This window comes from Pseudomonas sp. F007 (assembly GCF_057814275.1).
Genome location: NZ_JBVATA010000005.1, coordinates 443,211 through 468,405, shown reverse-complemented (window position 1 = coordinate 468,405; position 25,195 = coordinate 443,211). Strand labels below are relative to the sequence as shown.

Below are 25,195 nucleotides of genomic sequence, written 5' to 3'. Positions count from 1 at the left end.
GCCTTCATCATGCTCACGACGCGGGTACTGCCGATAAGAGATTATCTCTATCGCCGAACAATACTTGGGCTATTTGCCGTGTACAGGGCAGGGGTCTAGCCTTATGCGTGCGTTGGCGATAGCCCTCCCGAATCGGCGTTGAAAAAGCGGGCCGGCTAACTGGATGAACTCCATCAAAGGTAGCTCACACATGGCAACTGAATCGAAATGCCCGTTCAATCACGCCGCAGGCGGTGGCACGAAAAACCGCGACTGGTGGCCGAATCAACTGAATCTGAACATTCTGCATCAGCATTCCTCCCTATCCGATCCACTGGACCCGGGCTTCGATTACGCCCAGGCCTTCAAGCAACTCGACTTCGCTGCCGTGAAACGCGACCTCACGGCGCTGATGACCGACTCCCAGGAGTGGTGGCCGGCGGATTTCGGCCACTATGGGCCGTTGTTCGTGCGCATGGCCTGGCACGCCGCCGGCACCTACCGTACCGGTGATGGCCGCGGCGGGGCGGGCTCCGGGCAGCAGCGTTTCGCCCCGCTCAACAGCTGGCCGGACAACGTCAGCCTGGACAAGGCGCGGCGGCTGCTGTGGCCGATCAAGCAGAAATATGGGCGCAACCTGTCCTGGGCCGACCTGATTGTGCTGACGGGCAACGTCGCGCTGGAGTCCATGGGCTTCAAGACCTTCGGCTTTTCCGGTGGCCGTGCCGACGTCTGGGAAGCCGACGAGGATGTGTACTGGGGTTCGGAAAAAAAATGGCTGGGCGGCGACAGCCGCTATGGCAAGGATCAGCAGGTGACCCAAGCACCCGGTGACGGCACGCTGGTGGCCGAGCCTGCGCTGCATGGCGAGGAGGAAAGCCGCACCGACCAGGGACGCAATCTGGAAAATCCCCTGGCCGCGGTGCAAATGGGCCTGATCTATGTCAACCCGGAAGGTCCCGAGGGCAATCCTGATCCGCTGGCATCGGCCAAGGACATCCGCGAAACCTTCGCGCGCATGGCCATGAACGACGAAGAGACCGTCGCGCTGATTGCCGGTGGCCACGCCTTCGGCAAGACCCACGGTGCCGGCCCCGCCGACCATGTCGGCGCCGAACCGGAAGCGGCCCCCCTGGAAGCCCAGGGTCTGGGCTGGAAGAGCACCTTTGGCAGCGGCAAGGGTGCCGACACCATCACCAGCGGCCTGGAAGTGACCTGGACCACCACACCCACCCGCTGGAGCAACAACTATCTGGAAAACCTCTTCGGTTTCGAGTGGGAACCGAGCAAGAGTCCCGCCGGGGCTAACCAGTGGACGGCGAAGGACGGTGCCGGCGCTGGCATCATTCCCGACGCCCATGACCCGTCGAAACGGCGCAATCCGACCATGCTGACCTCGGACCTGGCCCTGCGCTTCGACCCGATCTATGAAAAAATCTCCCGGCGTTTCCTGGAAAACCCCGAGCAGTTGGCCGACGCCTTCGCCCGCGCCTGGTTCAAGCTCATTCACCGCGACATGGGCCCGCTGTCACGCTACCTCGGCCCGGAAATGCCCAATGAGGAACTGCTGTGGCAGGACCCGATCCCGGCGCTCGACCACGCCCTGGTCGATGACCAGGACATCGCCGCGCTCAAGGGCAAGATCCTCGCCTCGGGCCTGAGCGTCGGGCAACTGGTGTCGACAGCCTGGGCGGCGGCTTCGACCTTCCGTGGCTCGGACAAACGCGGCGGCGCCAACGGTGGACGCCTGCGCCTGGCGCCGCAGAAATTCTGGCAGGCCAACCAGCCCGAGCAGTTGGCCAACGTGCTCGGCAAACTGGAAGGCATCCAGCGTGAGTTCAACAACAGCCAGGCCGGTGGCAAGAAAATCTCCCTGGCCGACCTGATCGTGCTCGGCGGCAGTGCCGGCGTTGAGCAGGCGGCGAAAAACGCCGGTCACAGCGTGACGGTGGCCTTTACCCCGGGGCGCATGGACGCCAGCCAGGAACAGACCGACGTCGAATCGTTCGGCTTTCTCGAACCCATCGCCGATGGTTTCCGTAACTACCTCAAGGGTCGCTACCGGGTCTCGGCCGAGTCCCTGCTGATCGACAAGGCGCAACTGCTGACCTTGACCGCCCCGCAAATGACCGTGCTGATCGGCGGCCTGCGGGTACTCGAGACCAACGTCGGGCAAACCGCCCATGGCGTCTTCACCCAGCGTCCGGGCGTGTTGACCAACGACTTCTTCCGCAACCTGCTGGACATGGGCGTGGAATGGACACCGACCTCGGACACCGCCGAAACCTTCGAGGCGCGGGATCGCAACAGCGGTGCCGTGAAATGGACCGGCACCCGGGTCGACCTGGTCTTTGGTTCCAATGCGCAACTGCGCGCCCTGGCCGAGTTCTATGCCAGCAGCGATGCCGAGCAGACGTTCGTCAGGGACTTTGTGGCAGCGTGGACCAAGGTGATGAACCTGGATCGTTTCGAGTTAAACCGTACGGTCTAGAGGAGGTGTTGTCATAACGCTGGCATTATCGGCAAAAAGTGCCTCTGCTCGCCCTCCGGCGCCGACATCAGCGGAGGGCATCCAGCGGCCATAAACCTTGGCGATCATGGTCCAGTCTTTGTGTCCGAGCTGCTTGGCTACCCACATTGGATTTTCACCAGCAGATAGCATCATCGAGGCATAGGTGTGGCGACTCTGGTAGGGTCGCCGCCATCTAACTCCTGACTTCTTCATCGCCGGCATCCAGATGACCCGGTAGATGTAGCCGGCGTGCTTCCAGGGCTCTCCGGTGATTGTGTTAAGAAACACCCTGCCGCCGGCCAGAAAGGTCAACTCCTTCTGTTTGAGCAACGCTTCTCGCGCCGGAGCCAGCAACTTCACGGTGCGCCTTCCTGCTAACGTCTTGGTCGACTCTGGCGCTATTGCAGCCCGCGTCTTGGCCCTGACGATCCTTATCTCCCCCGCGATCCAATCAATATCCCCCCATTCCAAAGCGATCAGCTCACTGGGCCGAAGGCCTGTCCAAAACGAGAACTGCAGCTGTGGCCACGTTTTGCCCCTTGCTGCTGCCAGTATCGCCAGTTGCTCCTCTCGGGTGAACGGGTCAACGTCATCTTCCTCCTTGAGTTGTTCACGATTCTTGTAGGCCCACCCGGAGAGCGGATTGCTCTCTAGGATTTCATCCTCGACGGCATCGTTAAGCGCAGAGCGAAAGCAGCTCTGCACATTCGTCAGCGTTTTGTTGACGACCTTGTAGTTTGACATCTTCTCTCGGATGATTTTTTTAGACAGCTCATTCAGGGGCAGGTCGCCGAACATTGGCTTGAGGATTGCGCGGATGGTTGTTTCGTAGAACGCGACCGTGCTTGATTTGAGTGTCGGAGTTTTTCTTTCCAGCCATTCCGTCAGGTAGTCCCCAATGGTCTGCCTGGAATCAGTGCGCCTGAACCCAGCGGCCCGCTTCGACTTTGGGAACGTTGCGGCATAATCGAACGTACCGTTCGCAATCGAATACTCAATGGCGGACTTATGCTGCTCGGCTTTTTTCAGGTTAGCGGCGGTGGGCTTGAGCGCGATACGCTCCCGGCACCGGACGCCTTGGTATTGGAAAGTGATTTCGATACTACTTGCAGATGCGGCGCGGACGCCTCCCCCATCTCTACCCATGAGTAATATCCCTCTACGTCTATCAAAATTCTGCCGTCTGGCGCTTTCCGCCAAACAAGATGCTTTGGCCATTTGCCATCGCGGATTTTGGTTCTGATGGCATCGGGTGTATAGCCCGACTCCCGAGAGAACTGCTCTACGGTCTTGTATCTGACCATGTTGATGCTCCATGCCGCGCGTGGCGGCAGAAGGTGGTGGTTATCGGGCGAACTTGGCGAGGGCCTCGTCTGCAATCTTCATCGCAGCCTGGGCGTCGTTGACGTAGGCCGGGTCGAACCCACCGCACAGGTGAATAGTTGCCTGGCATGCGCGCAGGTTCTCGCGGTTAAGCCTCAGTGCCGAGATCAGCTCTTCGCGTGCCTCGGCCTCACCACGGCCGATATCCCAGAAGCGCTGGCCCCAGTGCCCGGCAGGTGGCCGGTTGTTACCCTGTGAGCCGAACTCCATGGCGCCGGCAGCGCAGTCGAGCAGGTCACGTTTGTACGCGTTGTCGCCGTCGATGCTCAGCCCGCGCCGGCGCAGGGTTGAAACGACCTCGTTCAACTGCAGCTCTTTGTCCTGCAACACGATGTCGAGCTCCGGTTTTTCGGGGGTATAAATGGCCAGGCAGAGTTTGGCGCCGGCAGGCAGGCTGGCGCTGATCTTCTCCAGCGCATCGCTCGCTGCTTCATGGAACCGGTTCAGCGCGGACATAGGAATTCCTCGCCCGCCGTTCACCGGTGGGCTTCTGAATGTTAAAAAAAGAAGGTCGAGAGCAACGCCCCATGGCTAAAAATCTGCCAGTGAACTAAATTGTCATCTAAAGCTCGTTATGAGGATTCGACGTGTCTGTTCTAGATGTAAAAACGAAAGTTGGAAATTTGTCTGTAGTGCATACGCAAAATGTGCATCTTCAAGGCGTAGATAGCTTTGATATAGATATTAATGGTTATACGTGTACAGTTAAGTTTGTATCTGATGACCAGCAACCTCGCTATGTTGGTTCGGTAAGTGAGTCTGGATATCTCGTTACTTGCTATAATCATGTAAATCCTATTGGTGAGTCTATCTTTACCCCATTTGCTATTGGGTTGCTTGAAGGTAAAACAATTTGGATGACCTACGTGACAAATCTCGTTGCTGCTGTAAATAATGTTAGGCAGTTCGAGTACTCACTTTGGATGGAACTGTAATGTCAGAGAGGGTTACTGCAGTCGAGCCGGGGGGCGCGAATAGCGTTTCTGCTAATACATTGTCCTCTGAAACAACGCGCCCACGAAAAGTAACACCTGTTTCCGCAGCCAATGCGAAGGGAAAACCTACCGAAGGTAAAATCGCCCTTGAGATAGGCACAGGCGATGCGGCCAAGGACTCGTTTATTTATCTAACGATAAAATGGAGTTTTTTGGTTGGGTCAATAACAACGTTTTGTGTTTTCATCAAAAGTTTTTTTGATGTTGGAGGCAGTAGTGGGATAGTTGTTGAATTAATTAAAAATATCTGGAGTGTTTTTATACCTATTATTACGTTGGCCCTCGGTTATGCGTTTGGTAAGGGGAAATAGAGTTTGTTGCATTAATTACCCTCTTCCTCTCCGCTATATCGGCTGACTTTGAAGGGGGAGGGAGTTACAGGTTTTGCGGGAGGAGTACGGATGTACTCTTTGCTGAGTCAGGCGCCCGGTCGTCCTTTGAAGGCGAGCCAGATGTAGTGCCGGCCCTTGGCTGTGATCTTGATCTTGTCTCGCTGCCTGTTCCAGCTGATCAATCGGAGCTCTTCCAGGATGCAGGTGATGGTGTGGCCCTGGTGCCAGCCGGCCAGCGCCTTAATGCAGCCCTGGGCCAGCAGGCCCCGGTAATCGGTGTGACCAAAGTTTGTGCCTTGGAACACGCTCTGCATCTGATCGTCACTCACCAGGTCGGTGACGGCTTTAACGTTCGGGTCTCTTCGGTAGCAAGTGTGCGTCATGGCAGTTCGTCCCCGACAATCAACTTGCAGGGGCCGCGGCTGACAGTGGCAAGCTGCGCTATCAGCTCATCAATCCGCTGATCCGCTGCGTTCAGGCGTTGCTGCAGGGCTTCCTCGCGCTCTAGCGCCCGCTCCAGGGTCTCGTTTATCTTGCACTCACTGCAAGGAGTGCTGGGGACTGCGTAGTCCCTTCCCGTGTTGTCGCAGTATGCGCAGTAGGTCATGGGGCGTCCTATGCCGGGGCATGCCCGGGCGGTCGAGGGAGATGTTCGGTTTCATTCAATTAATTGCGAAGGTGTTTGCGAGCCGGGACAAGGATCGGCATTCTGACTAAAAACGGGTCTGGAAAAATCGGTAACATTCAAGATCACTTTCCGTCGGAGCTGCCCATGCAATTAGAAGTTCGAGAAGTCGTAGCGAGTTATGTACTAGATGTTGCCGGCTACAAGGTGTTTGCCCGCATTACCAAGGGCGTCGATGAGTCAGAAGGCTTTCTCTGGGATATCAGCCACTATCAGGGCGGGGCGTTTAAGAGGGTCGCCAAGCCGCCAAAAACAGTAGTTGGAAGCCGGAAGGAAGCATTGGCGCAGATCATCGAGTACGCGCAAGGATTCGACCCATCTTCCAGCCCTAGTCCCAACAACAGTTACTGAGGCTTTGGCTGCATCTCTGAGAACGAGTCAGGCAGCGGCTTTCAGCGCTTCGATGATCCGCTGGCCGGCCAGCGGCGGTACCGCGTTGCCTGCCATATGCATGGTCAGCCGGTGATTGTCCGGGCGCAGGGTGTCGGCCGGGAACGACATGGCGGCCAGCGCCTCATTTGCCGAGAGCATCCGCATCTCGTCGCCGCGGACCAGGGCCCAGCGGTCGAGGGTGGTGATAGTCCCGATCGGCCGGTTGGTGTCTCGCCCGGTCAGTCCAGAGCCTTTGCCGTAGTAGGGCATAATGAACTGATCGCCGAACCGCTCGCGGCCGTTGCGCACCCTGCTGAGGGTGGCCTGGGCCCGGCCCGGCTTCTCGATCGCAGACCAGCGCCCAACATTGAATTCGAGGAAGCTTGCGGCGGGAACATGCTGGCGTCGGTGCAGCTCGAGCATCAGCGGCGACTTGCTACGGGTGCAGACCAGGAATAGGCGCACGCGGTGCTGAGGCACACCAAGGTCGGCACAGTCGACGACATGGGGCGCGATCATGTAGCCCAGTGCGTTCATGGCCTGCGACCAGGCGGGGTACAACGCCCAGTCCGTAAACTCTTCGACGTTCTCCACCAGCACCACTTCCGGCCGGTGGAACTCGGCGGCCGACACGACGGCCCAGGCTGTCGATCGGGACGCATCATGCTGCGCGTTGCCGGACTTCTTGCCGCGGGCTTTCGAATGACCCTGGCAGCACGGCGAGGCCAGCATGATGTCGTGGGCTGGCACCTTCGACCAATCCGCCTGGTGCAGGTCCTGGCAGATGTGAATCGCTTCTGGGTGGTTGGCGCTGTGCCACTCGACGGCTACCGGCCAGTGGTTGGCCGCCCAGATAACGTCGATCCCGGCATTTCGGGCACCGGTGGACCATCCGCCGAGACCGGCGAATAAATCGATTGCTGTGGGCATGGGGATACCTCGCCGGTATATTGCGTGTCAGTGAATTTCTAAGGACATGCCATGCAACTCTTCCACTACACGGACATAAATGCAGTTAAAGCTATTCTTGAGAATGAAAAGCTCTGGCTGACTGATGTGCGGTATCTCAATGATTCAGAAGAGTTGCATAATGGGATTTCCGTTCTGGTTGATTACATAAAATATCAGGTTAAGACGTTCCCAGAACGACATGAGTTGTTTGGTAGTGCGGCTGATTATGTTGAGGCCGGTCTTGTCGGAAAGGCTGGTTATGGAATAGAAAATAGACCTGTTTTTATCTGCTCATTCAGCCAGGCAGGGGACCTGTTGAGTCAGTGGAGAGCATACGGATCTTATGCTATCGAGTTTGCATCTGAGGCTATTCCGCATGCTCTCTCAGAGTGCGTATACGATGATTCTGAAAAGCTCTCTCAATCATCATCCGTAGCACTTACAAGTCTTTTAACTATCTCTGGAGAAATGCTAAGAAATGATGGTCAGCTAGATAGCGACGGCTATGAAGCGTTTTCTAATCTGGTTGGCTTGGCCGCGACCTTTAAACACCAAAGCTTCTCGGAAGAGCAGGAGATGAGAATTGTTGTCGGTCATAATATCGACCCAGAGATAGAGGATGGCTTAGAAGTCCGCTTTAGGTCTCGAGGGAATATGTTGATTCCTTATGTTGAACTGAGCGTTCCGTCTAAAAGTATTCGAGCTATTCACGTTGGGCCGATGGCTGACCAAGATCTGGCATACATCTCGCTTAAGTCATTTGTGACAAAGTTGAACCTTGATCGATTCATAGAGGACAATAGTTACCTACATGATATCGAAGTCATCAAGTCTTCAATTCCGTACAGGGCACCTTAGCTGAGTCCCGTCAAAAATGGGGCGGGCAGGCCGGTTTCCCGGCCAGGATGATTACTTAGGATCGAACGAGCCGAGGGAGAGCGAAGCGTTGGTGCCGATCTTCTCCTGAAGTACCGTCTTGAATTCCTGGGCGATGTCTTCACGCTGCACCTCTTCACCAACCCAGCGCAACTTCAGCGCCGGCACCGCGCCGCTGGTGATCACAGAAATTCGCAGGTTGATCTGCTGCTCGGTCAGGCCCTCAAACGGGATGGTGCTGAACAGCAGAGCGGCCGGCAGCGTTTCTTTACTGCGGGCCTCGATCTGGTCCATAGCACTGCGGCTGGCGCTGGTATCGCCGACAGTGTTTTCGGATTCGCTGGTCGCCTTGACCGTGATGGTGCGCACGGCGGCGATGGCCCTGGCCACCGGAATCGCCTTGCCCTCGTCATCCACCGGGGTCAGGTACTGGTGCCAGTCCTCGATCCAGTCGCTCAAATCTTTCTGCGTCATTGCTCGGCCGCCAATGGACTGGGCGGCCTTGTAGCCGGCCGACGCCTTGAGCTTCAGCATTGCGCGGTCGTCCGCGTGTCCAGGTGCTACATCAGTGCCCAGGTTGAACAGCAGCGTGCAGGTCATTTCGTCCTGGTCGATGAAGCCTTTGGCAGTCGAGATAGCCCGGTCGGCGACGTAGGCGCTGAAGTCGGCCAGCGAGTGGGTGGAGTAGATGCCACGGAAACGGCTGCGGCCTGCCTGCCATTTTTCCAGCGTTACGACTTGGCAGCCTTCCGGCAGGACCACTGTCGGCGTTTGGGTGGCCAGAGTCTTGCCGCTCGCCTCGAGCGCGGTGTCGGTGATGAGTTGGATCGCTTCTTTGGTCAGAGACATTTTTCAGTTCCTTGATGGTCGAGCGGTTAGGTGCGAGGGGTGATAGGTGCTTGTTCGCGGCTGAAGAGCTGGTCGTGCTTCTCCGCGAAGAGGGTGATTTTGCCGCCGGAGCCGACATGCATTGGCGTGTCTAGGCTGGTGTTCTCGCTGCGGGTGCCACGCTTGGTCGGCACCTTGTAGTCGAGCTTGTGCTTGATCTTCACCTGGCTGGACTCGCCGATCTGACTGAAGTCCAGGGTGATCACCAGCTTGCCGGCCTTGCCGTGGTCAACCACACCGGCGGCTACTTCGGAAAGGGCGTGGCCGATTTGGCTGGCGAATGCGCCACCGTTGAGCTCTTCGAGAAATTCTGCGGTATCGGTAGGAGTGGACATGGCTGTTTCTCTGGAATGGCCATCAGGCCGCTTGGGGGAAGGTTGAATTGCGCCTGGCGAAGGCGCTGGCGCACCTAGTTGTTTATCCGTCTCATGCGGTTTCGGAAAACGTGAAGCCGTTTTCATGCGCAATGAGCTTCACCCGGCCGGGTCGCATCTTCAGCTCTGCCGCGGCGGCCGCAACAGTCTTGCCTGCGTCGGCCTGGGCCTTGACCATGGGGGCCGGCTTGGCGCGCTCGGCCTTCAGCCAGTCCTGATGTGCAGATGCGCCATAGCCGACCATTTCCGCGCTGACGCCGCTGTCGATCTCCTGCACCGTCTTTCCGGCGCCGAAGAACTGATCCAGCTTCTGGTTCAGGTCCGCGATGATCGAGTCTCGCGGGTTGGGCATTGGCACGCCGATCACTGGGCACCTCCTGGAAGGCGGTTGGCCTTTTCCTCAAGCTGGATGGCGAAGTCGACCGCGGCCGCATGAGTCCAGCGAAAGCCCCGGGTCTTACCGGTGGACAGGTCAACGATGTGGTAGGCCTTCGGCCCCTTGGTCACCACCTGGAAGCGCACGGCTCTCTCAGGCATGACCAGGCTTGCCAGGCGGGCGAACTCTTCGCGAGCCATCTGGCTACGGACCATCAGTGCGCCGAGGACATCCCGGCGCTGTTGCATAAGTGGGTGCATGGCTGATCCCTCGGTGTTGGGTTGCGTGTATTCGTCAGCACTCTGGCCGCCTGCTGGTTGCCGTTGGACGCAGAGGGGAGTGCTGACGGATAAAGGCAGGCGTAAAAAGCCCGAGGGTTCCCAGGCTTTCGTTGTGCTCCACACAGACCTCCCTATGTGGAAGCTTTTGCCGCCGCTGGGCGGGCTTCGGTATGCGCTATTTCATTGCCAATCCTCCGTGCTGAGTGGGTGATATGCAGGTGGCCGGCGCTTGGCCGGGTGTTCGTCCGCATCGGGGTGTGATCTGGTCGGAGGTGCGGTCTCTTCAACAGCCCGCCGTTCAACTCGCAACGCTACAAAGGCTCACCACCAGGGGCTGCCTGATCGCTGGCTTCATCCTCGGTCTGCTGTGACAGCTGCAGACCAGATCACACTCCGATGCGGCCTGGTGCTGGGGAGTACCAGGTGCTCGGGCAGTTAACGTCAGGCTGACGTGGCGCTGGTTGTTTGGTAGTGCAATCAAATTGCGGTGTGATCGACAGCTGGTATCTGGCCGCCGGCGAAGATGAATTCAGCCAAGGCCTCAATGCTTTCTTCCAGATCCTCGCCTTCAGCTCGAAGGTTGAAGCCAGGTTCCTCATGGAGATCTTCCAAGCGTGCCTTCATCGCATCGGCACGTCGCAGATCGCCGTCCTTGATCATTTGTTTGAATGACTTGGCCATGCAATTTGTTTCCGAGTGGTTGTCATCCCAAGCAACCCTCACTAGAAGGCTGCTCAGTGATGCTTTCCATTCGAACGAGTGCAAAATTTGCATTCGCACGTTCTCCACCACGCGCATCGCCCGATTCATATCTCTGGCCAGGTCACACATTTCGTGTCCGGTGTTCTTCCTGGCTGGCTTGCATGGTTTCGCGTACTCACATGAGGGAGCACGGCAGCTATCCAGAGGCTGCATGGGCGGCGGTTTAGCTTCTTCCGACCCAGGTAGTGGTCTGGGTACGTCGCGGTGGTCACGTCAGACTGTTAAAGAGCGGCGGGTCTGTTGAGGCCCTTCGCAGTCCTTGTAGCGTTGCGATGGATGCAAATTAGCAATTGCTAAATGGTGTGTCAATAGCAAATGCTAAATTGATTTGGTGGGGACTGTTTATCCGCCACTCCCTACTCGCCAGGAATTGGTAGTTACATTTCTGTAAAGCTTCGCTATAGTTTGCTTGTACTGGATGGATATACAGCGCTTGGAGTTGGAAATGGCGAAGGCGAAGAAGCAGGAAAAACCAGCGAAGAGGGAAGAAATCAGCGGCGTAGAGCGGCTGGGACTACGCGTGTCCTCGATGATTAATCACCCGGTGGCGCAGGCTCAGCGGTGGGTAACGATCCATCGCCTGGATACGGATGGCGATCGCGAGTGGGAGGAAGTGATGGGACTGCTATCCGAAACGGATGGCATAGACATGACGTTCAACGACGACGAATCGGTGACCTTGAAGTGGGAGCCTCAGGCTGAGGAAGATCGTGTTGTTGAAGTGGATGAAGCATTCGCCACTGAGGAACCAGCGCCTTTCTGAAGGCAACAAAAAGCCCGCTCAGTGGCGGGAAATCTGTCGACGGGGCGTCGATCAGTCGGCTGATTTCAGTGTGGCCTGGGAAGCGGGGTAGGGAAGGGCAGATACGAAAAGCCCGGCGCTGGGCCGGGCTAAAAATCCTTCGGAATGATAATTTTCGTCGATAAGGAAGTCGCGCGGTATTTAACCCCTGCGAGAGCCATGGGGGCTCGCAGGGGTTGTTCGACAAACAGTCATTTTGAATCAATATGCCTTGGACCCTAGGCCGATCTCTTGCGACTCCTTGGGCAGGTAACTATCGAAACCAGCAGCGAAATCTTTAAGTTCTTCAGGGTAGCAGCGACCCCACAGACTTAAAAATGCTTCTTTGACCCTGGCCTCCGGAACAAGGCCGAGTCGCTTACCAATCTGCGAAAAAATTGTGTGTTCATCTCGATTTGTATTTGCAACGCTTCGGACGATGTCCTCGATTTCAGATGCCTTTTCATACGGCTTTAGCAAGGCAACCGCCAATTCCCCTGAAATGTCAGATAATTTAGCGATAACCTTGTTAAAAATGTAACGCTCCGGGCTCTCGCCAGGGAGCTTGAAAATTAATTGCGATGGGCTATTTATGTACTTTGAGTCGCCATCAAGAATACAGATGGACTTTTGTACTGAGGCCGGATTTATATTGTGGTCTTTATGTACCCTCTGAGCCGTCCCGTCCCCCTCCATTGCGTAGATTCCTATAGCGTCAACAGCGACACCATTCACATTTCGCAAAATTTCCTCAACCCACATTTTCGCGAATCGATCCTCAACAAATATTGCGAGACGAGAGTCAACCACACCACTAATCGCTCTCAAAGAGGCAATATCTAATTTTCCTTGGTACAGCTTTCCTCGGATAGCTGCCCAAATGGCCTTATCAGGTAATGGTTTCAGGGCGTCGTTCGAGTGGCTTGTGAAAATTACTTGTATCTTCCTGCGATTTGCAAGATCAATGAGATACTCAACTAACCGTATAGTCGCCAAAGGATGAAGCCCGTTTTCAATCTCTTCAATAAGAACAAGAGACTGTTCCGGCATAGTTTCAAGCTCAACAATCATTCGGATGATGCTCGACTCACCTGCTCCAAAATGAAACTCGGAGTATTTATCTCCCTTTGCCGTTTGGCCGGCTAATAGTGTGATTTTTCCTTTCGCGTCGATTTTCAGAAAGCTAAACTCGCTAACATCTTTATCCAGGATAGTTGCTACGGCTTGCGCGGCTTCCGCAGGCATGACGCTGATCGCAGACGGCTTTACGTCGAATTTTCTTGACATGCATTTAGCGAGATCTGGACGCTCCGTTGCTGGAACGGTTCTGGAAACGCCAAACACGCGAGTCTTTCTGGTTAATGCCTCACGACTCCACCTGAAGTTTGTAAATTTTGCGGTTCGCTTTATTGAGTCCTGTTGTCGCACATCTCTATCAATGATTTCATATTCAATTTTCCAGTTTTGCATGCTTTCATCGAATCTTCCACTTTTCGAGAAGAACAATGAAGGCTTTATATCCTTATATGCTAGTGCAGCTGCCCCGAGTAATGTTGTTTTTCCGCCGCCATTCGGACCAATTAGGGCAGTTACAGGGAAGTCGAAAGTCAGCACGGTGTTCTCATAGCCGCGAGCCTTTTCAATAATTATCTTGTAGATGTATTTTTTATAATTGCGTTTCTGAACTCTTTCAAAAAGTCCGGTTATTTCACTATCTCGAATTTCACTCTGATACATAGTCCTCAATTCCTTTGGGTCTATAACACAATCGATTTTTTGCTACCAGTTAGAGGCTGGAGCGGCTCGTAACACAAATAATAAAACTCGGTAACTATTCTAGTTTCCTGCGCCACCATAGAAATGGTTAGACGCTATCAGCTCAAACATAGCGACGAAAACGCTGAACATAAAAAAGCCCCGCGTGAACACCTTGCTAGGCTTTTCGTAGGACCAGCCGGAGTTGTTGAACATCCCGAGAATGTTTAAGAGGAGCTCAACAAGTGCCATCAGCTACCTGCCTTTTCCTTGGTAATGCGCTGGTCGCGGCACAGTTGCTGGTTGGGCTTGGTTAGGGGCATGGATCACACCGGATTTCCATTCCAGACGTAAAGAACTCGAGCGAGGATATGGGTGTCATCCACGCGAATCTCTTCTGGGTCGTGGTGTTTGTTGTCCGAGATCATCTTGAAGCGATCCTTGCCTTTTTTCTGCAGGCGCTTCACGTACAGCATTTCGTCGTGAGAGAAGAGGTATATCCCATCTCCAGTGAACTCCCGGGTCGTGATGTCGACCAGTAGGGGGTCGCGATCCTTGATCGTCGGTGCCATCGACTGGCCCCAGCCGGTAATCATCTTGAGATGGAAGTGCTCCTTGAACGCGACGCCCATCTCGCGCAGATGCTTGGGGCTGACCCTGATGTCCTGGAGCATTTCGGGGTATTCGTGCGGGATCTGCCCGCCACCCATTGCAGCACGCACGTCGTAGTGCGCAATCCACACTTCATCGCCAACCTGGCCGGGGCGTGAGAAGTCGCCCGCCAGAACATTGCTCTTCTGGGGCTCATCCGCAACAGCAAGCAAACGGTTCCGCGCCTCGTCGGACAGTCCTTTAACTTTTGCTAGAGCCAACTTCAGCTGTTCGGTCGCAGATGCCGCTGGCGCTATCGGAGCCTGTTCTTCGGGTGCAGACGGGCTGACCAGGCTTCCTTTCGGTAGGCCGATCTTGTCTTCCAGGTTCGCCGCCGCTTTCTCGCCGAGATTCCTGTGCCCATTCAAAATTTGGGACAGGTACGACGCATCCAAGCCGTGCTGATTGGCGAAGTCTTTCTGGGATGCCCCGGCCATGACGGCTTTGAGGGCTTTCACTCGGGTTTGGTTGATGTCCATTTGCCAATAATCGCTTTCAGTTAGCAATCAGTAAATTACGGTCTGCTATTGCCTCGCTGATTAGCAATTGCTAATCTGGCTGGCAATACGGAGGTGCACCCATGAATTTGCACGACTACATAAAGCCATTCGACAAGCAGGCCCTTGAAGACTTTGCGACTAGCTGCGGCACGACCGTCGGCCAGATCAAGCAGGTTGCATATGGCTATCGGCGCCCGGGTGCAGCTCTCGCTATCAGCATTGAGCGCGAATCCTCGCGTTCGGTGACCTGTGAAGTGATGCGTCCCGATATCGACTGGGCCTATCTGCGCAGTTCCGAGCCAACCAAATCCGCCGCTTAAACCAACTTCAACAGCCAGGAGCACGACCCGTATGTACATGGACCCCAATCCAAAGCGTGCCAGCTAACGGATGCTCAGACCTCCTATCCCATTGAGTTAATGATCGCTGACCCACCGACAAGGTGCCACGGAAACAAATCTGAGGTTTTACGAATGGAAGATTTCTTAAGGGCTTGCCACACCATCATCAAGGAAAGTGGGGCAGAGGAGTTGGCCGGGAAAATGTGCTTGGCGCATGTGAGCCTGCTCCAGCGTTCGAATCCAGACAACGCAGCTCATCACCTGACAATCGAGCATCTGTTCGGGATTCTTCTGCACACCGGTGACATGCGGCCGCTGACGGTGCTCGCCAATGAGTTTGGGTTCGACCTGGTTGCCAAGACTGCACCTGCCCCGAAGGCGCTCACAACCTCGTTGATCAGCCTGGGCAAAGAGGTGGCCGATCTGACTATTGCGGTGCATGAGGCTTTGGATGACAGCCATGTTTCCCCACTGGAGAAAGCGTCAATCCGCAAAGAGCTCGGGCATGTGCGGCAAAGCCTCGATGTGATGGAGGCGTCGGTAAAGGTTGCCTGAATCGCAGGCATAAAAAAACCGCCTGGCAGGGCGGCTTCTTCAAATCATATCGGGGTCGATTATGCACATAGCAATCGATGCAGGCAATAGATGCCCTATCGCGTCAGGTTTTAGTTTTGTCCTGAGCCTGTCACGTCTGGCTAGTACCGAAAGCTGCGAGGGCAGGGCGTGAGCGTTCAAGCAATGTCCTGGGCACTCTCGCTGTCCACCGAATCCCTAAAAGATTCAAGTGCGCGCCATGTACTCCTGTGCCTGGCCAACTATGCCGGCTCCAACGGGGCAGGTGCATTCCCTTCTGCTTCAACCCTGGCGCAGGACACTGGCCTCTCCGAGCGCACTGTTCGCTACAAGCTCGACGATCTGGAGGAGTGCGGCTTGATCCAGAAGGGCAATCAAGCCATTGCCGCCGTGCACATCGATCGTCATGACCGCCGTCCCGTCGTTTACGACCTGCAGCTATCGCGGGGTGCAAATCCTGCACCCCGTACAAAACGGGGTGCAGATGACGCAACGGGGTGCAACTCACAACAGAACGGGGTGCAGCCTGGAACAGAACGGGGTGCAGAATCTGCACCCAATCCGTCACTTAACCATCAAGTAACCGAAGAGCAGCTGCAGCGCGAGTTGGTTGATGAGGTTGTTCGGCAGGACCAGGCCGCCGCCGAGTGCGTTGCACCCAACGCTCGCTTTGCCATGTTCGCGCTCTGGGTGCCTGACGCCAAGTCGCTGTCCGACCAGATCACAATCGCTGGCCTGCCGGTCGGCTGCGTGCCTGACGAAGCTGTTCGCAAGTTCAAGGGCTTCCACTGCGCCAAACCCAACACCCTCGATTCCAATGCTGGCTGGTGCTACCGACTGGTTCAGTGGGTCAAGCGTGAGCGAGTTCAGGCAGCGGGCCAAGGCAAGGACCCAGATTTCAATGACTCGACCTGGGCTGATGATTTGGGGGATTTGTGATGGAAAACAAGAAACCGCGCACAACCACCCAACTGCTCAGCACCATGGGCAATCTCCCGCCGGTCGCGCTGGTGCAACCCAAGCAACTTCCGCCTGGCACTGCCGATGTGGTGAACGCGCTCTTCAAGGAGCTACAGGCAATCTTCCCTGCCTGGAAGCAGGCTTGGCCGGATGACGAGGCGCTAAAGGCTGCCAAGCGCAGTTGGATCAAGGCGTTCCTCGTCGCGGGCATCAACACCCTTGAGCAGATCCGCTACGGATTGCAGAACTGCCGCCAGATCGGTGGTGACTTCGCACCCAGCGTGGGGAAGTTCATCAAATGGTGCCAGCCCACACCTGAAATGCTGGGGATTCCTTCACATGACAGGGCGTTCCGTGAGGCGCTGGAAAACTCGCATCCAAGCCGCTTTGGTGAGCGTACCTGGTCCCATCCAGCTGTTCGGCATGCCGCGCTGCAGTGCGAGGTACACAACCTCGGGGACCTGATCCCGGAGAAAGCCAGCAAGGTCTTCGACCGGGCCTACGACATCACGATTCGGCGCCTGGTGCAGGGCCTGCCGCTGGAAGAGATCTCGATCGGCATCGGCCATGACAGCCAGAAGTCGGCGGCCGAGTGGGCCTCTGAGCTGACTGAGCGCGTTGCGCAGGCCCAGGTGTCCAGAATGGGTATCCCAACTGACGGGCAGTCGGCCAGAGAGCAACTGCTGCGGCGCTTCGGGTTGAAGCCGTCGCCACGCGCCGTAGGAGCCGCTCGCCATGGCTAACCCATATCTCGCGCCGATCAACCTCGCCGATTACCGCTATGTGGTGCACTGCTGCGGCTACAAGTGGGACCGCGGCCCCGTGCCTGACCGGGGAGTGGCGTTGTTCGCGGATGCGGAAGCGGCTCTGCGGTACGGCCTGTCGCTTTGGCCTGCCACCTACGAGGTGATTGATCGCCTGACGGGGGAGCAGGTATGCGCGTGACCTCGAAGAAACTCCGCGCCTCAGCCTGCGGCCAGGACTGCGCCGTGCGCATGCCGGGTATCTGCAACTTCGACTCGGCCACCACCGTTCTTGCGCACCTGCCGTGCGGGCAGAAGGGCATGGGCATGAAGGGCTTCGACACCGTAGCGGTCTACGCCTGCAGCGCCTGTCACGACGTGATCGACGGACGCGCCGCCGGGGCCGTGGATTGGCAGGACATGCCCCGGGCGATCGCCGAAACACATGAGGCCTTGATTCGGGCCGGAATACTCACCGTGAAGGGGGCTGCATGATGGACCTACAAACCTTGCTCGGCCTGATGCTCGCCGCGACCGTGGCCATCTGGGAGGCGTGCTTCTACCTGATCCGCCGGAACAGCCAGGCGCGGGGTTCGCGCAAATGAAGTCGGTCACCATGAAGGTGTTCAAGCCGCGCAGCCGTCGGGCCAAGCCCGTCGATCGTGAAGGGTTGGAGCAAGCCGCGTTGATGGCCGAGCTGCGCCTGCGCATGCCCGAGGTTGCCGACCTGATCTATCACGTACCCAACGGCGGACATCGGGTCAAGGCCGTGGCCACGAAGCTGAAGGACCAAGGCGTGAAGGCCGGGATCCCTGACCTGGTGCTGCCGATGGCTCGGGGTGGCTACTTCGGCCTGTACCTTGAGTTCAAGGCGACACCGCCGTACGACGCCGCTATTTCGGCCAGCCAGCACGAGCGCATCCGCAAGCTCAGTGATCAGGGCTATCTGGCTATAGTGTGCCGTGGCCACTTCGATGCGATGGAGCAGATCCGCGCCTACCTGCGCATGGCGCCGACAGTGGTGGCGGCATGACGACGGCGGTGGTGAAGATCACCGACACCGAGATCAAGCGCCAGGCCGCCGGCGGCGTGCGGGATCTTCGCGATATCGAGAACCGGGGCTTGTACCTGCGCTTCACCCGCGATCGTGCCCGGGCATCGTGGTACCTGGTGCAGAAGGGCAAGTGGAACCTCGTCGGCAGCTTCCCTGACCTGAGTGCCAAGCAGGTGGTCGCGGCCTTGCCGAGCATTCGCCTGCGCCTGGATGCCGGTGCCGGGTCGAATCTGTCGAAGTGGGTGTTGGTCGGTCAGTTGCTGGACTGGTACGCCGATCGCATGGCCCGCGACCGCAGCCTGTCGAGCAAGCGCAAGAAGACCGGCGCCTCGCTGATCAAGTGCCACCTGAAGCCGCTGCTCGGTGCCGTGCCCTTGGCGTCGATCGACAAGGCCACGCTGGACGACAAGTTCATGTGGCCGGCACAGGAGTCCATCGGTATCGACTACGTGCGCTCCGCGTTCCAGTTGCTGGCCCTGGCCTTCCGCCAGGCGTTCAAGTTGCGGCTGATCGCGGCCAACCCAATGAAGGACGTCAAGTTCAGCGACTTCTCCAAGGCCAAGGTCGGTGTAAAGCCGTCTCGTCTTCGCGTCACCCAACTGCAGGACCTGATCAGCCAACTGCGGGAGGCCTTGGCCAGCACGCCGGCTGATGCCATGTTCGCCCTGATGATGCTTTGCCACGGCACGCGCATTGGTGAAACCCGGCAGGCCCAGTGGTCGCACATCACCCTGGCCGAGCGCGAGTGGTTCATTCCGGCCGAGCACACCAAGACCGGCGTCGAGCATCACCTGCCACTGACCGACCAGGTGCGACAGTTGCTGATCAACTACCGCGACCTGCAGTGGGCGAACGGCTATGACGGGCAGTACCTGTTCCCGGCGCGCAACGGCAAGGCACTCAGCGAGGGGCAGGCCAGTGCTGTGTTTACCCGGCTGGGGAAGGGCGAGTGGACCAGTCACGACCTGCGCAAGGTGGCCCGCACCGGTTGGGCAGACATTGGCATTGACCACCTGATCGGCGAGCTGCTGATCAACCACGCCATGGGCCACAACGTGAAGGTGTACATCCAATCCGACGTGATGGGGCGCAAGCGTGAGGCGCTGGATCGGTGGTGTGCCTATCTAGATTCGAAAGGCTTCAAGCGTATCCACACATTGACCGGCTTTAGATTCGGAGATTCCGATAATGCTCTGGAAGCCACGGAAAATAAGGGCTGCGAGGCCATTCAAGAATCAACCATAGGCGAGGTTTAAAAATGAGAAAAAAGCAGCATGGACCCGCCTTCCGAGCTTCCCAGCTAGACCTGGCTCGCTGCCCGAACTGCAAGGGCAGGGCGGTGGTAAAGGGTGTGTTCCACGAGCTGGCCTGCGTGCAGTGCAACGCCTCGGGCTGGGTCACAGCCGAGACCGGTGAGGCGCTGCCGCTTGAGATCCTGGTTACCCAGCTGAGCATCCGGCTCCAGGCCGCCGACCACGAGCTTGAAAAGTTGAAGCGCCCGGTGGTGTTGAATGATCCAGCCGCGCAGTACGAACAGAACAACCGCCGCGGTGCAGGCGGATCGAATTTCACGGGGGATTGAACGATGGCCAGAACAGTGAGTTTCACCGAGCGTACTGCAGAAGACTTGTTGGAGCATTGGGGGCGCTGGGTTGTGCTGGGCTCCGGGGTGTCGTGCTGCGCATCACGCGAGAACACTCTGCATACACCGATGATCACCGACGACGATGCGCTGATGATCGATGGCCTCATGGGCCGGCTGATCAAGCGGTACCCGGAATGCGGCAACGTGCTGATGAAGTACTACACCGCCCGCGACAAGGCTCTGGTTGATGTCGGCAAGAAGTTGGGCTTCGGAGAGGAGAAGACCAGACAGCTCTGGAAGGCAGGTATTGCGTGGATCGATGGAGCTTTAGATTTTCGTCGTGAGGCTGCTTGACAGGCCCGGGGCCGACCTATAGATTTCTCGTTACTTTGCGGTTTTTCCGCGAGCAAAGCCCGACTCTAGAGTTGGGCTTTTTGCTTTCTACAGTCCTTTGAGCCTCGGCATTTGTCGGGGCTTTTTCGTTTTCGGCTCCACCACACCCATTGCTCCGAGCTGGGAGTGCTGCTGGGGCCGGATATATTCGCTCCCCGAGAGGGAGGATGCCGAGATGCCGAACATGCCAGACAAACCAGATACCTGGCTGATCGCTCTTGCGTGGCTAAGCCAGCACACGCCAGCGTTCTATGCTGCCGGTCTGGCTGTGTCAATTTCAGCGCTGCGGATTATCTACGGCGGAGGTACAAAAAAGGCGGCCTTCCTTGAGAGCCTACTTTGCGGCTGCATTACGTTGGCGATGCTCTCAGGCCTAGAGGTACTGGGTATTCCTCAGTCAGCAGCCGGAATTGTTGGCGGGATGATTGGTCTGCTCGGGGTGGACAAGATCCGTGCTTACGCTGATCGCTTTACCGGATTCAAGTTGCCAGGACGTAATCCTGATCAATAGTCGCGACACGGTTTGAAGGTTTGTGATCGTGTCGCGACTGATTTTAGGCACTTTGATTTGGAGTTGAGTACGCGCAGCGGGCCTTGGTGGACTAGGTGCAAGAGGTTCTGAAAGGGGATTTGACCCAGTTGAGCTTTTCACATTCCCTGTCTGCTTCTAGGCGGGTTGAGTAGGTGGCTTTCAACCGAAGCTTATCCAGGTTGTCGTATAAGTTGAATCCAAATGCCACCGATTTGCGGTAGTAGCGTCCGCCCACAGGTACTGAGCTCGGGTCGACAGAATTTGCCGGAACCACCACATATCTAAGCATGCATTCTACCCCTGAGTGCGGCGGCCATGGCGGCGGCGCAGGTCAGGGTTAACGCCTGCGTGCCGCTGGAGCAAGGTAATTCGATAAATATCCGATGAGCGGTCTGTTGCAACTCAATTGCATTCGGGTTCATTCATTCAGTAACCAATTATTTATCTCAGGCAAACGTCCATAGCTTTTGCCGAACGGACAGTGATAAAGGTCTTTGAATGGCAAGGCTGAAAACACTTGGTACCAGATTAAAAACCCTACCCGAGAGACTGGCTACCGTTGAGCCGGACTCATGGCGCTCCGACAAGCGCACATCCAATCAGCGTGGTTACACCTACGAGTGGCAGCAAGCACGACTGTCTTTCCTCGATGAGAATCCGCTCTGCGTGTATTGCGAGCGAGAGGGGCAAGTGACTGCGGCATGTATCGTCGATCACCGCATCCCTCACCGTGGTGACAAGGTTCTGTTTTGGGACCGTTCAAACTGGCAGTCGCTGTGCAAGCCTTGTCACGACGGCATCAAGAAGCGAGAGGAGGCCCAGATGGACCACCCCAGGGGGGGTTGAAACCGTGGGAAGTAATTTGCTCTAGACCACTCGCCCCCGCACGGACAGATTTTTTCCCCTGCACAGGATTTTTGTTAATGGCGTTAACAACCAAGCAGCGTGCTTTCGTCGACGCTGTTAGGAAAGGTGCGTCCAACAAAGACGCTGCCATCGCCGCAGGATACGCGGCCTCCAGCGCCTCGGTCGCCGGTTCTCGATTGGCAAAACACCCGAGCGTTCTTGCTGCATTGGCGTCCTCGCCCATTAACAAAAATGTTAACGCGATCGCCAGATCAGCAAGAGCTAAACCGCCTGCTCTGGATCTCGACGAACCCGGTGAAGAACCTAGCTTCGACTTTTCTAAGGCGATGACCTTTACGGATCCGAAAGCTTTTTTGATCGCGACCATGAACGACTACGACGCGGACGCGAAGCTTCGGGTGGATGCGGCGAAAGCACTGATGCCTTTCATCCATCCGCGTAAAGGCGAGGGTGGCAAAAAGGAAGAAAAGGAGAACGCAGCGAAGACAGCATCCAAAGGCAAGTTTGGTGCCGCGCCTCCGCCTCCAGCTCATTTGCGATCGGTGAAATAAATGAACGAACCCATTTGGGACACTGCGTGCCCAGACTGGGAATCGCGAATTATCAACCGACAGTCACTGGTGCCGTTTCCGCCGCTGTTTCCAGATGAGGCGGCTGCGTGCATGCAGGTTCTCAATGACCTGCGGATCGTCGATGCACCAGGTAGCCCTCTAATCGGTGAATCTTGTGCACCGTGGATCAGTGACTTGGCGGGCGCCATTTTCGGGGCCTACAACTCCAACACCGGCGAACGTTTGATCCAGGAGTTCTTTCTCCTGATCAGTAAGAAGAACGCGAAAAGCACCATCGCCGCAGCGATCATGCTCACTGTGTTGATCCGAAATTGGCGCCAGTCAGCCGAATTCATCATCCTGGCACCGACGATTGAGGTGGCGAACAACGCGTACGCGCCCGCGCGTGACATGGTCAAACACGACGAGGAGCTTTCGGCGCTGCTGCATGTCCAGGATCACGTTCGGACGATCACGCACCGCGAGTCCGGCGCCACGCTGAAAGTGGTGGCCGCCGATCAAAACACTGTTGGAGGGAAGAAGGCCGCAGTCGTCCTGGTCGACGAGCTTCACCTGTTCGGGAAGAACCCGCACGCGGCCAACATGCTGCGCGAAGCAACCGGTGGACTCGCGTCTCGACCAGAAGGGTTCGTGATCTATCTCACAACGCAGTCTGACCAGCCCCCGGCAGGAGTATTTCGCGAGAAGCTCCAGTACGCCCGAGGTGTTCGTGATGGCACGATCATCGATCCGAACTTCCTGCCGGTGATTTACGAGTTTCCGAAGAAGATCCTCGAGGCGGATGAACACCGCAGGCCCGAGAGCTTTTACATCACCAACCCGAACCTGGGGTATTCGGTCAGCGAGAAATTCCTGATCCGGGAAATGAAAAAAGCGGAGGAGGCTGGTGAGGCTGAGGTTCTGGGATTCATGTCCAAGCACCTTAATGTCGAGATCGGCCTCGCGTTGCGCTCAGACCGGTGGGCAGGTGCTGACTATTGGATCGGCGCTGAGGAAAACAAGCTCACCCTTGATGATTTGATTGCCCGATGTGACGTCATCGACATCGGGATCGATGGCGGTGGCTTGGACGACTTGCTGGGCTTTGCCGCAGTGGGTCGGGACAAACGAACCCGTGACTGGTTGGTGTGGACTCACGCGTGGGCGCATCCCTCCGTGCTCGAACGAAGAAAGGCAGAAGCCCCTCGTTTTCATGACTTCGAAAAAGACGGTGATTTGACCCTGTCAAAGCGAATCGGTGATGACGTGAATGATGTGGCCGATCTCGTGGAGCAGGTCGAGGCATTCGGACTGCTCGATAAGGTTGGCTGCGACCCGGTCGGCATCGGCGCAATTTATGACGCGATGATCGAGCGTGAGATTCCACCGGAAAAAATCGTTGCCATCAGCCAGGGCTGGAAGCTTGGCGGAGCGATCAAAACCGCTGAGCGCAAGCTCGCCGAAGGCGGCATGAAGCACGGCGGCCAGGCGATGATGGCCTGGTGTGTGGGCAACGCCAAAGTCGAGCCCCGGGCCAACTCCATCCTCATCACCAAGCAAGCCAGCGGGTCGGCCAAGATTGACCCGTTGATGGCTTTATTCAATGCCGTGACCCTGATTTCCCTGAACCCCGAAGGTCGGGGCAACGACGATTTCATGGCCGCCATTCGGAACCCAATCATCGTATGAACCCATTGCACGTATTCATTCTGACCGCGCTATGCGGGTTCGGCCTGGCAGTTGCGGGTGTATTTATCCTGGCTGGACTGGGTTGGGCCTTGCTGGCCGGCGCTGGCTCGCTATTTCTCATCGCGGGCTTTGTGCGCAAGGGGCTGACCGGTGACTAAATCCTTATCGACCGTAATTGGTCGGGCCGCGCGCAAGCCCAGCGCCTCTATCGGTGATTGGTTCGGAAAGTCGATCCAGTTGAGCGACGGCGGTTTCTGGGGGCAGTTCCTGGGTGGACAGTCGAGCTCCGGGAAAACGGTCACCGTCGACAGCGCCATGCAACTGTCGGCGGTGTGGTCCTGTGTCCGCATCATCTCGACTTCGGTGGCAGGGCTGCCACTGGGTGTCTACCAGCGTGAAGCCGATGGCGGCAGGAAGGATGCCAGGGGCTTTGAATTGTATGACGTCATCCACACCAGCCCGAACGAAGACATGACCGCCTTCCAGTTCTGGCAGGCCATGGTGGCGGCGATGTTGTTGCGGGGTAATGCCTATGCGGAAGTTCATCGCATGGCAAACCGAGTCGTGGCACTGGATTTTCTCCTGCCTTCGCGCGTCGACCTCGAGCTGGATGACGATGGCCGTATCACCTATTGGTATAAACCGCGGAAGGGTCCTCGGCGTCAGATCGAGCGGCAGAACATGCTGCACATTCCGGCGTTCAGTCTTGATGGGCGGGTTGGGCTTTCGGCCATTCGCTATGGGGCTGATGTCTTCGGCGCCGCCATGTCTGCGGATGACGCCGCGAATGGCACGTTCAAAAACGGGTTGTTGCCGGCAGTGGCGTTCAAGGTTGATCGGGTGTTGCGCCCAGATCAGCGTGAAGAGTTTCGGGATTACATCAAGCAGGTCTCAGGTGCGCTGAATGCCGGGCGGTCCCCGGTCCTCGAGCAAGGTATCACCCCGGAGTCAATCGGAATCAATCCGGTCGATGCCCAACTGCTGGAGTCGAGGACTTACAGCATTGAGGAAATATGCCGCTGGTTCGGTGTACCACCCTGGATGGTAGGCAAGACGGACTCGGGCAGTAACTGGGGAACGGGTCTAGAGCAGCAAATGATTGCGTTTTTGACGTTCAGCATCAGCTCGATCACCAATCAAATTCAGCAATGCGTCAACAAGCGGTTGCTCACGCCTGTAGAGCGTCGGAACTATTACGTCGAGTTCTCGCTGGAAGCCTTTCTGAAGGCAGATAGCGCTGGGCGGGCCGAGTGGTACAGCAAGATGACCCAGAACGGGATCATGACTCGCGACGAATGCCGCGTGAAAGAGAACCTTCCTCGCCATGGTGGAAATGCCGCGGTACTGACCGTACAAACCAACCTAGCCCCGATCGACAAGTTAGGGCAGTCAACCGATGCGCAGACCGCTCAGGCCGCGTTAAAAAGCTGGCTTGACCAGCCCCAGGAGTAGCC

33 protein-coding genes are annotated in these 25,195 nt (G+C 57.0%); 22 read left to right on the top strand and 11 right to left on the bottom strand.

The window, feature by feature from the left end; translation table 11 throughout:
* The first annotated feature begins 190 nt into the window (after nt 1-190).
* Entirely contained in the window at nt 191-2,470 is a 2,280-nt protein-coding gene (gene katG / locus ACZYR5_RS15020) for a catalase/peroxidase HPI (RefSeq protein WP_489090745.1), read from the top strand.
* Here katG and ACZYR5_RS15015 read toward each other — a convergent pair.
* Both ACZYR5_RS15015 and ACZYR5_RS15010 read right to left on the bottom strand, forming a co-directional pair.
* A complete protein-coding gene (locus ACZYR5_RS15015) occupies nt 2,453-3,637 on the bottom strand; it encodes a site-specific integrase (RefSeq protein ID WP_489090817.1) in 1,185 nt (394 codons plus the stop codon). The two genes, katG and ACZYR5_RS15015, sit on opposite strands and share 18 nt — an antisense overlap.
* Nucleotides 3,638-3,835: 198 nt before the next feature.
* Nucleotides 3,836-4,330 (bottom strand): hypothetical protein, encoded by a 495-nt coding sequence (locus tag ACZYR5_RS15010; protein ID WP_489090744.1) that lies wholly within the window; start codon nt 4,328-4,330, stop codon nt 3,836-3,838.
* Nucleotides 4,331-4,461: 131 nt separating this feature from the next.
* Between ACZYR5_RS15010 and ACZYR5_RS15005 the strand changes: the two genes are divergently transcribed.
* A complete protein-coding gene (locus ACZYR5_RS15005; protein WP_489090743.1) occupies nt 4,462-4,809 on the top strand; it encodes a DUF6864 domain-containing function in 348 nt (115 codons plus the stop codon).
* Entirely contained in the window at nt 4,809-5,180 is a 372-nt protein-coding gene (locus tag ACZYR5_RS15000) for a hypothetical protein (protein ID WP_489090742.1), read from the top strand. The genes ACZYR5_RS15005 and ACZYR5_RS15000 overlap by 1 nt, the downstream gene beginning before the upstream one ends.
* A 107-nt stretch (nt 5,181-5,287) precedes the next feature.
* Here ACZYR5_RS15000 and ACZYR5_RS14995 read toward each other — a convergent pair whose 3' ends face one another.
* Entirely contained in the window at nt 5,288-5,584 is a 297-nt protein-coding gene (locus tag ACZYR5_RS14995; protein WP_489090741.1) for a hypothetical protein, read from the bottom strand.
* Between the two features lie 389 nt (nt 5,585-5,973).
* On the opposite strand from ACZYR5_RS14995, the gene ACZYR5_RS14990 reads away from it, so the two are divergent.
* On the top strand, nt 5,974-6,237 hold the full coding sequence (locus ACZYR5_RS14990) for a hypothetical protein (RefSeq protein ID WP_489090740.1): 264 nt from the start codon (nt 5,974-5,976) through the stop codon (nt 6,235-6,237).
* A 27-nt stretch (nt 6,238-6,264) separates the two neighbouring features.
* Here ACZYR5_RS14990 and ACZYR5_RS14985 read toward each other — a convergent pair whose 3' ends face one another.
* On the bottom strand, nt 6,265-7,188 hold the full coding sequence (locus ACZYR5_RS14985; RefSeq protein WP_489090739.1) for a DNA cytosine methyltransferase: 924 nt from the start codon (nt 7,186-7,188) through the stop codon (nt 6,265-6,267).
* Between the two features lie 51 nt (nt 7,189-7,239).
* On the opposite strand from ACZYR5_RS14985, the gene ACZYR5_RS14980 reads away from it, so the two are divergent.
* Nucleotides 7,240-8,067 (top strand): DUF2971 domain-containing protein, encoded by an 828-nt coding sequence (locus ACZYR5_RS14980; protein ID WP_489090738.1) that lies wholly within the window; start codon nt 7,240-7,242, stop codon nt 8,065-8,067.
* 51 nt (nt 8,068-8,118) lie between these two features.
* Here ACZYR5_RS14980 and ACZYR5_RS14975 read toward each other — a convergent pair whose 3' ends face one another.
* From ACZYR5_RS14975 to ACZYR5_RS14955, 5 genes are all read right to left on the bottom strand, one after another.
* Nucleotides 8,119-8,934: a DUF2303 family protein gene (locus ACZYR5_RS14975; RefSeq protein WP_489090737.1), complete on the bottom strand. Its 816-nt coding sequence runs from the start codon at nt 8,932-8,934 to the stop codon at nt 8,119-8,121.
* Between the two features lie 26 nt (nt 8,935-8,960).
* Nucleotides 8,961-9,308, bottom strand: a complete 348-nt coding sequence (locus tag ACZYR5_RS14970) for a hypothetical protein (protein WP_302098587.1) — start codon at nt 9,306-9,308, stop codon at nt 8,961-8,963.
* 91 nt (nt 9,309-9,399) lie between these two features.
* Complete coding sequence (locus ACZYR5_RS14965) at nt 9,400-9,714, bottom strand: hypothetical protein (RefSeq protein WP_489090736.1); 315 nt, start codon at nt 9,712-9,714, stop codon at nt 9,400-9,402.
* Nucleotides 9,711-9,983, bottom strand: a complete 273-nt coding sequence (locus tag ACZYR5_RS14960) for a hypothetical protein (protein ID WP_489090735.1) — start codon at nt 9,981-9,983, stop codon at nt 9,711-9,713. The genes ACZYR5_RS14965 and ACZYR5_RS14960 overlap by 4 nt, the downstream gene beginning before the upstream one ends.
* A 498-nt stretch (nt 9,984-10,481) precedes the next feature.
* A complete protein-coding gene (locus tag ACZYR5_RS14955) occupies nt 10,482-10,685 on the bottom strand; it encodes a hypothetical protein (protein WP_489090734.1) in 204 nt (67 codons plus the stop codon).
* Between the two features lie 526 nt (nt 10,686-11,211).
* On the opposite strand from ACZYR5_RS14955, the gene ACZYR5_RS14950 reads away from it, so the two are divergent.
* Nucleotides 11,212-11,529: a DUF1654 domain-containing protein gene (locus ACZYR5_RS14950; RefSeq protein WP_489090733.1), complete on the top strand. Its 318-nt coding sequence runs from the start codon at nt 11,212-11,214 to the stop codon at nt 11,527-11,529.
* A 240-nt stretch (nt 11,530-11,769) separates the two neighbouring features.
* Here ACZYR5_RS14950 and ACZYR5_RS14945 read toward each other — a convergent pair whose 3' ends face one another.
* Together ACZYR5_RS14945 and ACZYR5_RS14940 are read right to left on the bottom strand one after the other, a co-directional pair.
* The gene (locus ACZYR5_RS14945; protein ID WP_489090732.1) at nt 11,770-13,284 is read right to left on the bottom strand and encodes an AAA family ATPase; all 1,515 of its coding nucleotides are present in this window, start codon (nt 13,282-13,284) and stop codon (nt 11,770-11,772) included.
* Nucleotides 13,285-13,628: 344 nt separating this feature from the next.
* Nucleotides 13,629-14,432, bottom strand: a complete 804-nt coding sequence (locus tag ACZYR5_RS14940) for a S24 family peptidase (protein WP_489090731.1) — start codon at nt 14,430-14,432, stop codon at nt 13,629-13,631.
* A gap of 101 nt (nt 14,433-14,533) precedes the next feature.
* Here ACZYR5_RS14940 and ACZYR5_RS14935 point away from each other — a divergent pair, with 101 nt between their 5' ends.
* The 16 genes from ACZYR5_RS14935 to ACZYR5_RS14860 all read left to right on the top strand — a co-directional run bounded on the left by ACZYR5_RS14935 (nt 14,534) and on the right by ACZYR5_RS14860 (nt 25,193).
* The gene (locus tag ACZYR5_RS14935) at nt 14,534-14,773 is read left to right on the top strand and encodes a transcriptional regulator (RefSeq protein WP_095169220.1); all 240 of its coding nucleotides are present in this window, start codon (nt 14,534-14,536) and stop codon (nt 14,771-14,773) included.
* Nucleotides 14,774-14,926: 153 nt separating this feature from the next.
* Nucleotides 14,927-15,349 (top strand): phage regulatory CII family protein, encoded by a 423-nt coding sequence (locus tag ACZYR5_RS14930; RefSeq protein WP_489090730.1) that lies wholly within the window; start codon nt 14,927-14,929, stop codon nt 15,347-15,349.
* 183 nt (nt 15,350-15,532) lie between these two features.
* Nucleotides 15,533-16,306 (top strand): helix-turn-helix domain-containing protein, encoded by a 774-nt coding sequence (locus ACZYR5_RS14925; RefSeq protein ID WP_489090729.1) that lies wholly within the window; start codon nt 15,533-15,535, stop codon nt 16,304-16,306.
* Complete coding sequence (locus ACZYR5_RS14920) at nt 16,306-17,070, top strand: replication protein P (protein ID WP_489090728.1); 765 nt, start codon at nt 16,306-16,308, stop codon at nt 17,068-17,070. The genes ACZYR5_RS14925 and ACZYR5_RS14920 overlap by 1 nt, the downstream gene beginning before the upstream one ends.
* Nucleotides 17,063-17,272: a hypothetical protein gene (locus ACZYR5_RS14915; RefSeq protein WP_489090727.1), complete on the top strand. Its 210-nt coding sequence runs from the start codon at nt 17,063-17,065 to the stop codon at nt 17,270-17,272. Before ACZYR5_RS14920 ends, ACZYR5_RS14915 begins: the two co-directional genes overlap by 8 nt.
* Nucleotides 17,263-17,565, top strand: coding sequence for a nuclease domain-containing protein (locus tag ACZYR5_RS14910; protein WP_489090726.1), 303 nt, complete (start codon nt 17,263-17,265; stop codon nt 17,563-17,565). The genes ACZYR5_RS14915 and ACZYR5_RS14910 overlap by 10 nt, the downstream gene beginning before the upstream one ends.
* A gap of 106 nt (nt 17,566-17,671) precedes the next feature.
* Nucleotides 17,672-18,103, top strand: coding sequence for a VRR-NUC domain-containing protein (locus ACZYR5_RS14905; RefSeq protein WP_489090725.1), 432 nt, complete (start codon nt 17,672-17,674; stop codon nt 18,101-18,103).
* On the top strand, nt 18,100-19,380 hold the full coding sequence (locus tag ACZYR5_RS14900; RefSeq protein ID WP_489090724.1) for a tyrosine-type recombinase/integrase: 1,281 nt from the start codon (nt 18,100-18,102) through the stop codon (nt 19,378-19,380). The genes ACZYR5_RS14905 and ACZYR5_RS14900 overlap by 4 nt, the downstream gene beginning before the upstream one ends.
* Before the next feature lie 2 nt (nt 19,381-19,382).
* Nucleotides 19,383-19,706 carry a hypothetical protein gene (locus ACZYR5_RS14895; RefSeq protein WP_489090723.1) on the top strand — a complete coding sequence of 108 codons (324 nt, stop codon included), beginning with the start codon at nt 19,383-19,385 and terminating at the stop codon, nt 19,704-19,706.
* A 3-nt stretch (nt 19,707-19,709) separates the two neighbouring features.
* Complete coding sequence (locus ACZYR5_RS14890; RefSeq protein ID WP_442104421.1) at nt 19,710-20,063, top strand: antiterminator Q family protein; 354 nt, start codon at nt 19,710-19,712, stop codon at nt 20,061-20,063.
* Nucleotides 20,064-20,277: 214 nt separating this feature from the next.
* The gene (locus ACZYR5_RS14885; protein WP_489090722.1) at nt 20,278-20,613 is read left to right on the top strand and encodes a phage holin, lambda family; all 336 of its coding nucleotides are present in this window, start codon (nt 20,278-20,280) and stop codon (nt 20,611-20,613) included.
* A gap of 519 nt (nt 20,614-21,132) precedes the next feature.
* Nucleotides 21,133-21,480 (top strand): HNH endonuclease, encoded by a 348-nt coding sequence (locus ACZYR5_RS14880; protein ID WP_489090721.1) that lies wholly within the window; start codon nt 21,133-21,135, stop codon nt 21,478-21,480.
* Nucleotides 21,481-21,557: 77 nt separating this feature from the next.
* The gene (locus tag ACZYR5_RS14875) at nt 21,558-22,052 is read left to right on the top strand and encodes a terminase small subunit (RefSeq protein ID WP_489090720.1); all 495 of its coding nucleotides are present in this window, start codon (nt 21,558-21,560) and stop codon (nt 22,050-22,052) included.
* A complete protein-coding gene (locus ACZYR5_RS14870) occupies nt 22,053-23,741 on the top strand; it encodes a terminase large subunit (protein ID WP_489090719.1) in 1,689 nt (562 codons plus the stop codon).
* On the top strand, nt 23,738-23,899 hold the full coding sequence (locus ACZYR5_RS14865; RefSeq protein ID WP_489095168.1) for a hypothetical protein: 162 nt from the start codon (nt 23,738-23,740) through the stop codon (nt 23,897-23,899). The genes ACZYR5_RS14870 and ACZYR5_RS14865 overlap by 4 nt, the downstream gene beginning before the upstream one ends.
* Nucleotides 23,892-25,193, top strand: coding sequence for a phage portal protein (locus tag ACZYR5_RS14860; RefSeq protein WP_489090718.1), 1,302 nt, complete (start codon nt 23,892-23,894; stop codon nt 25,191-25,193). Before ACZYR5_RS14865 ends, ACZYR5_RS14860 begins: the two co-directional genes overlap by 8 nt.
* Nucleotides 25,194-25,195: the final 2 nt, after the last annotated feature.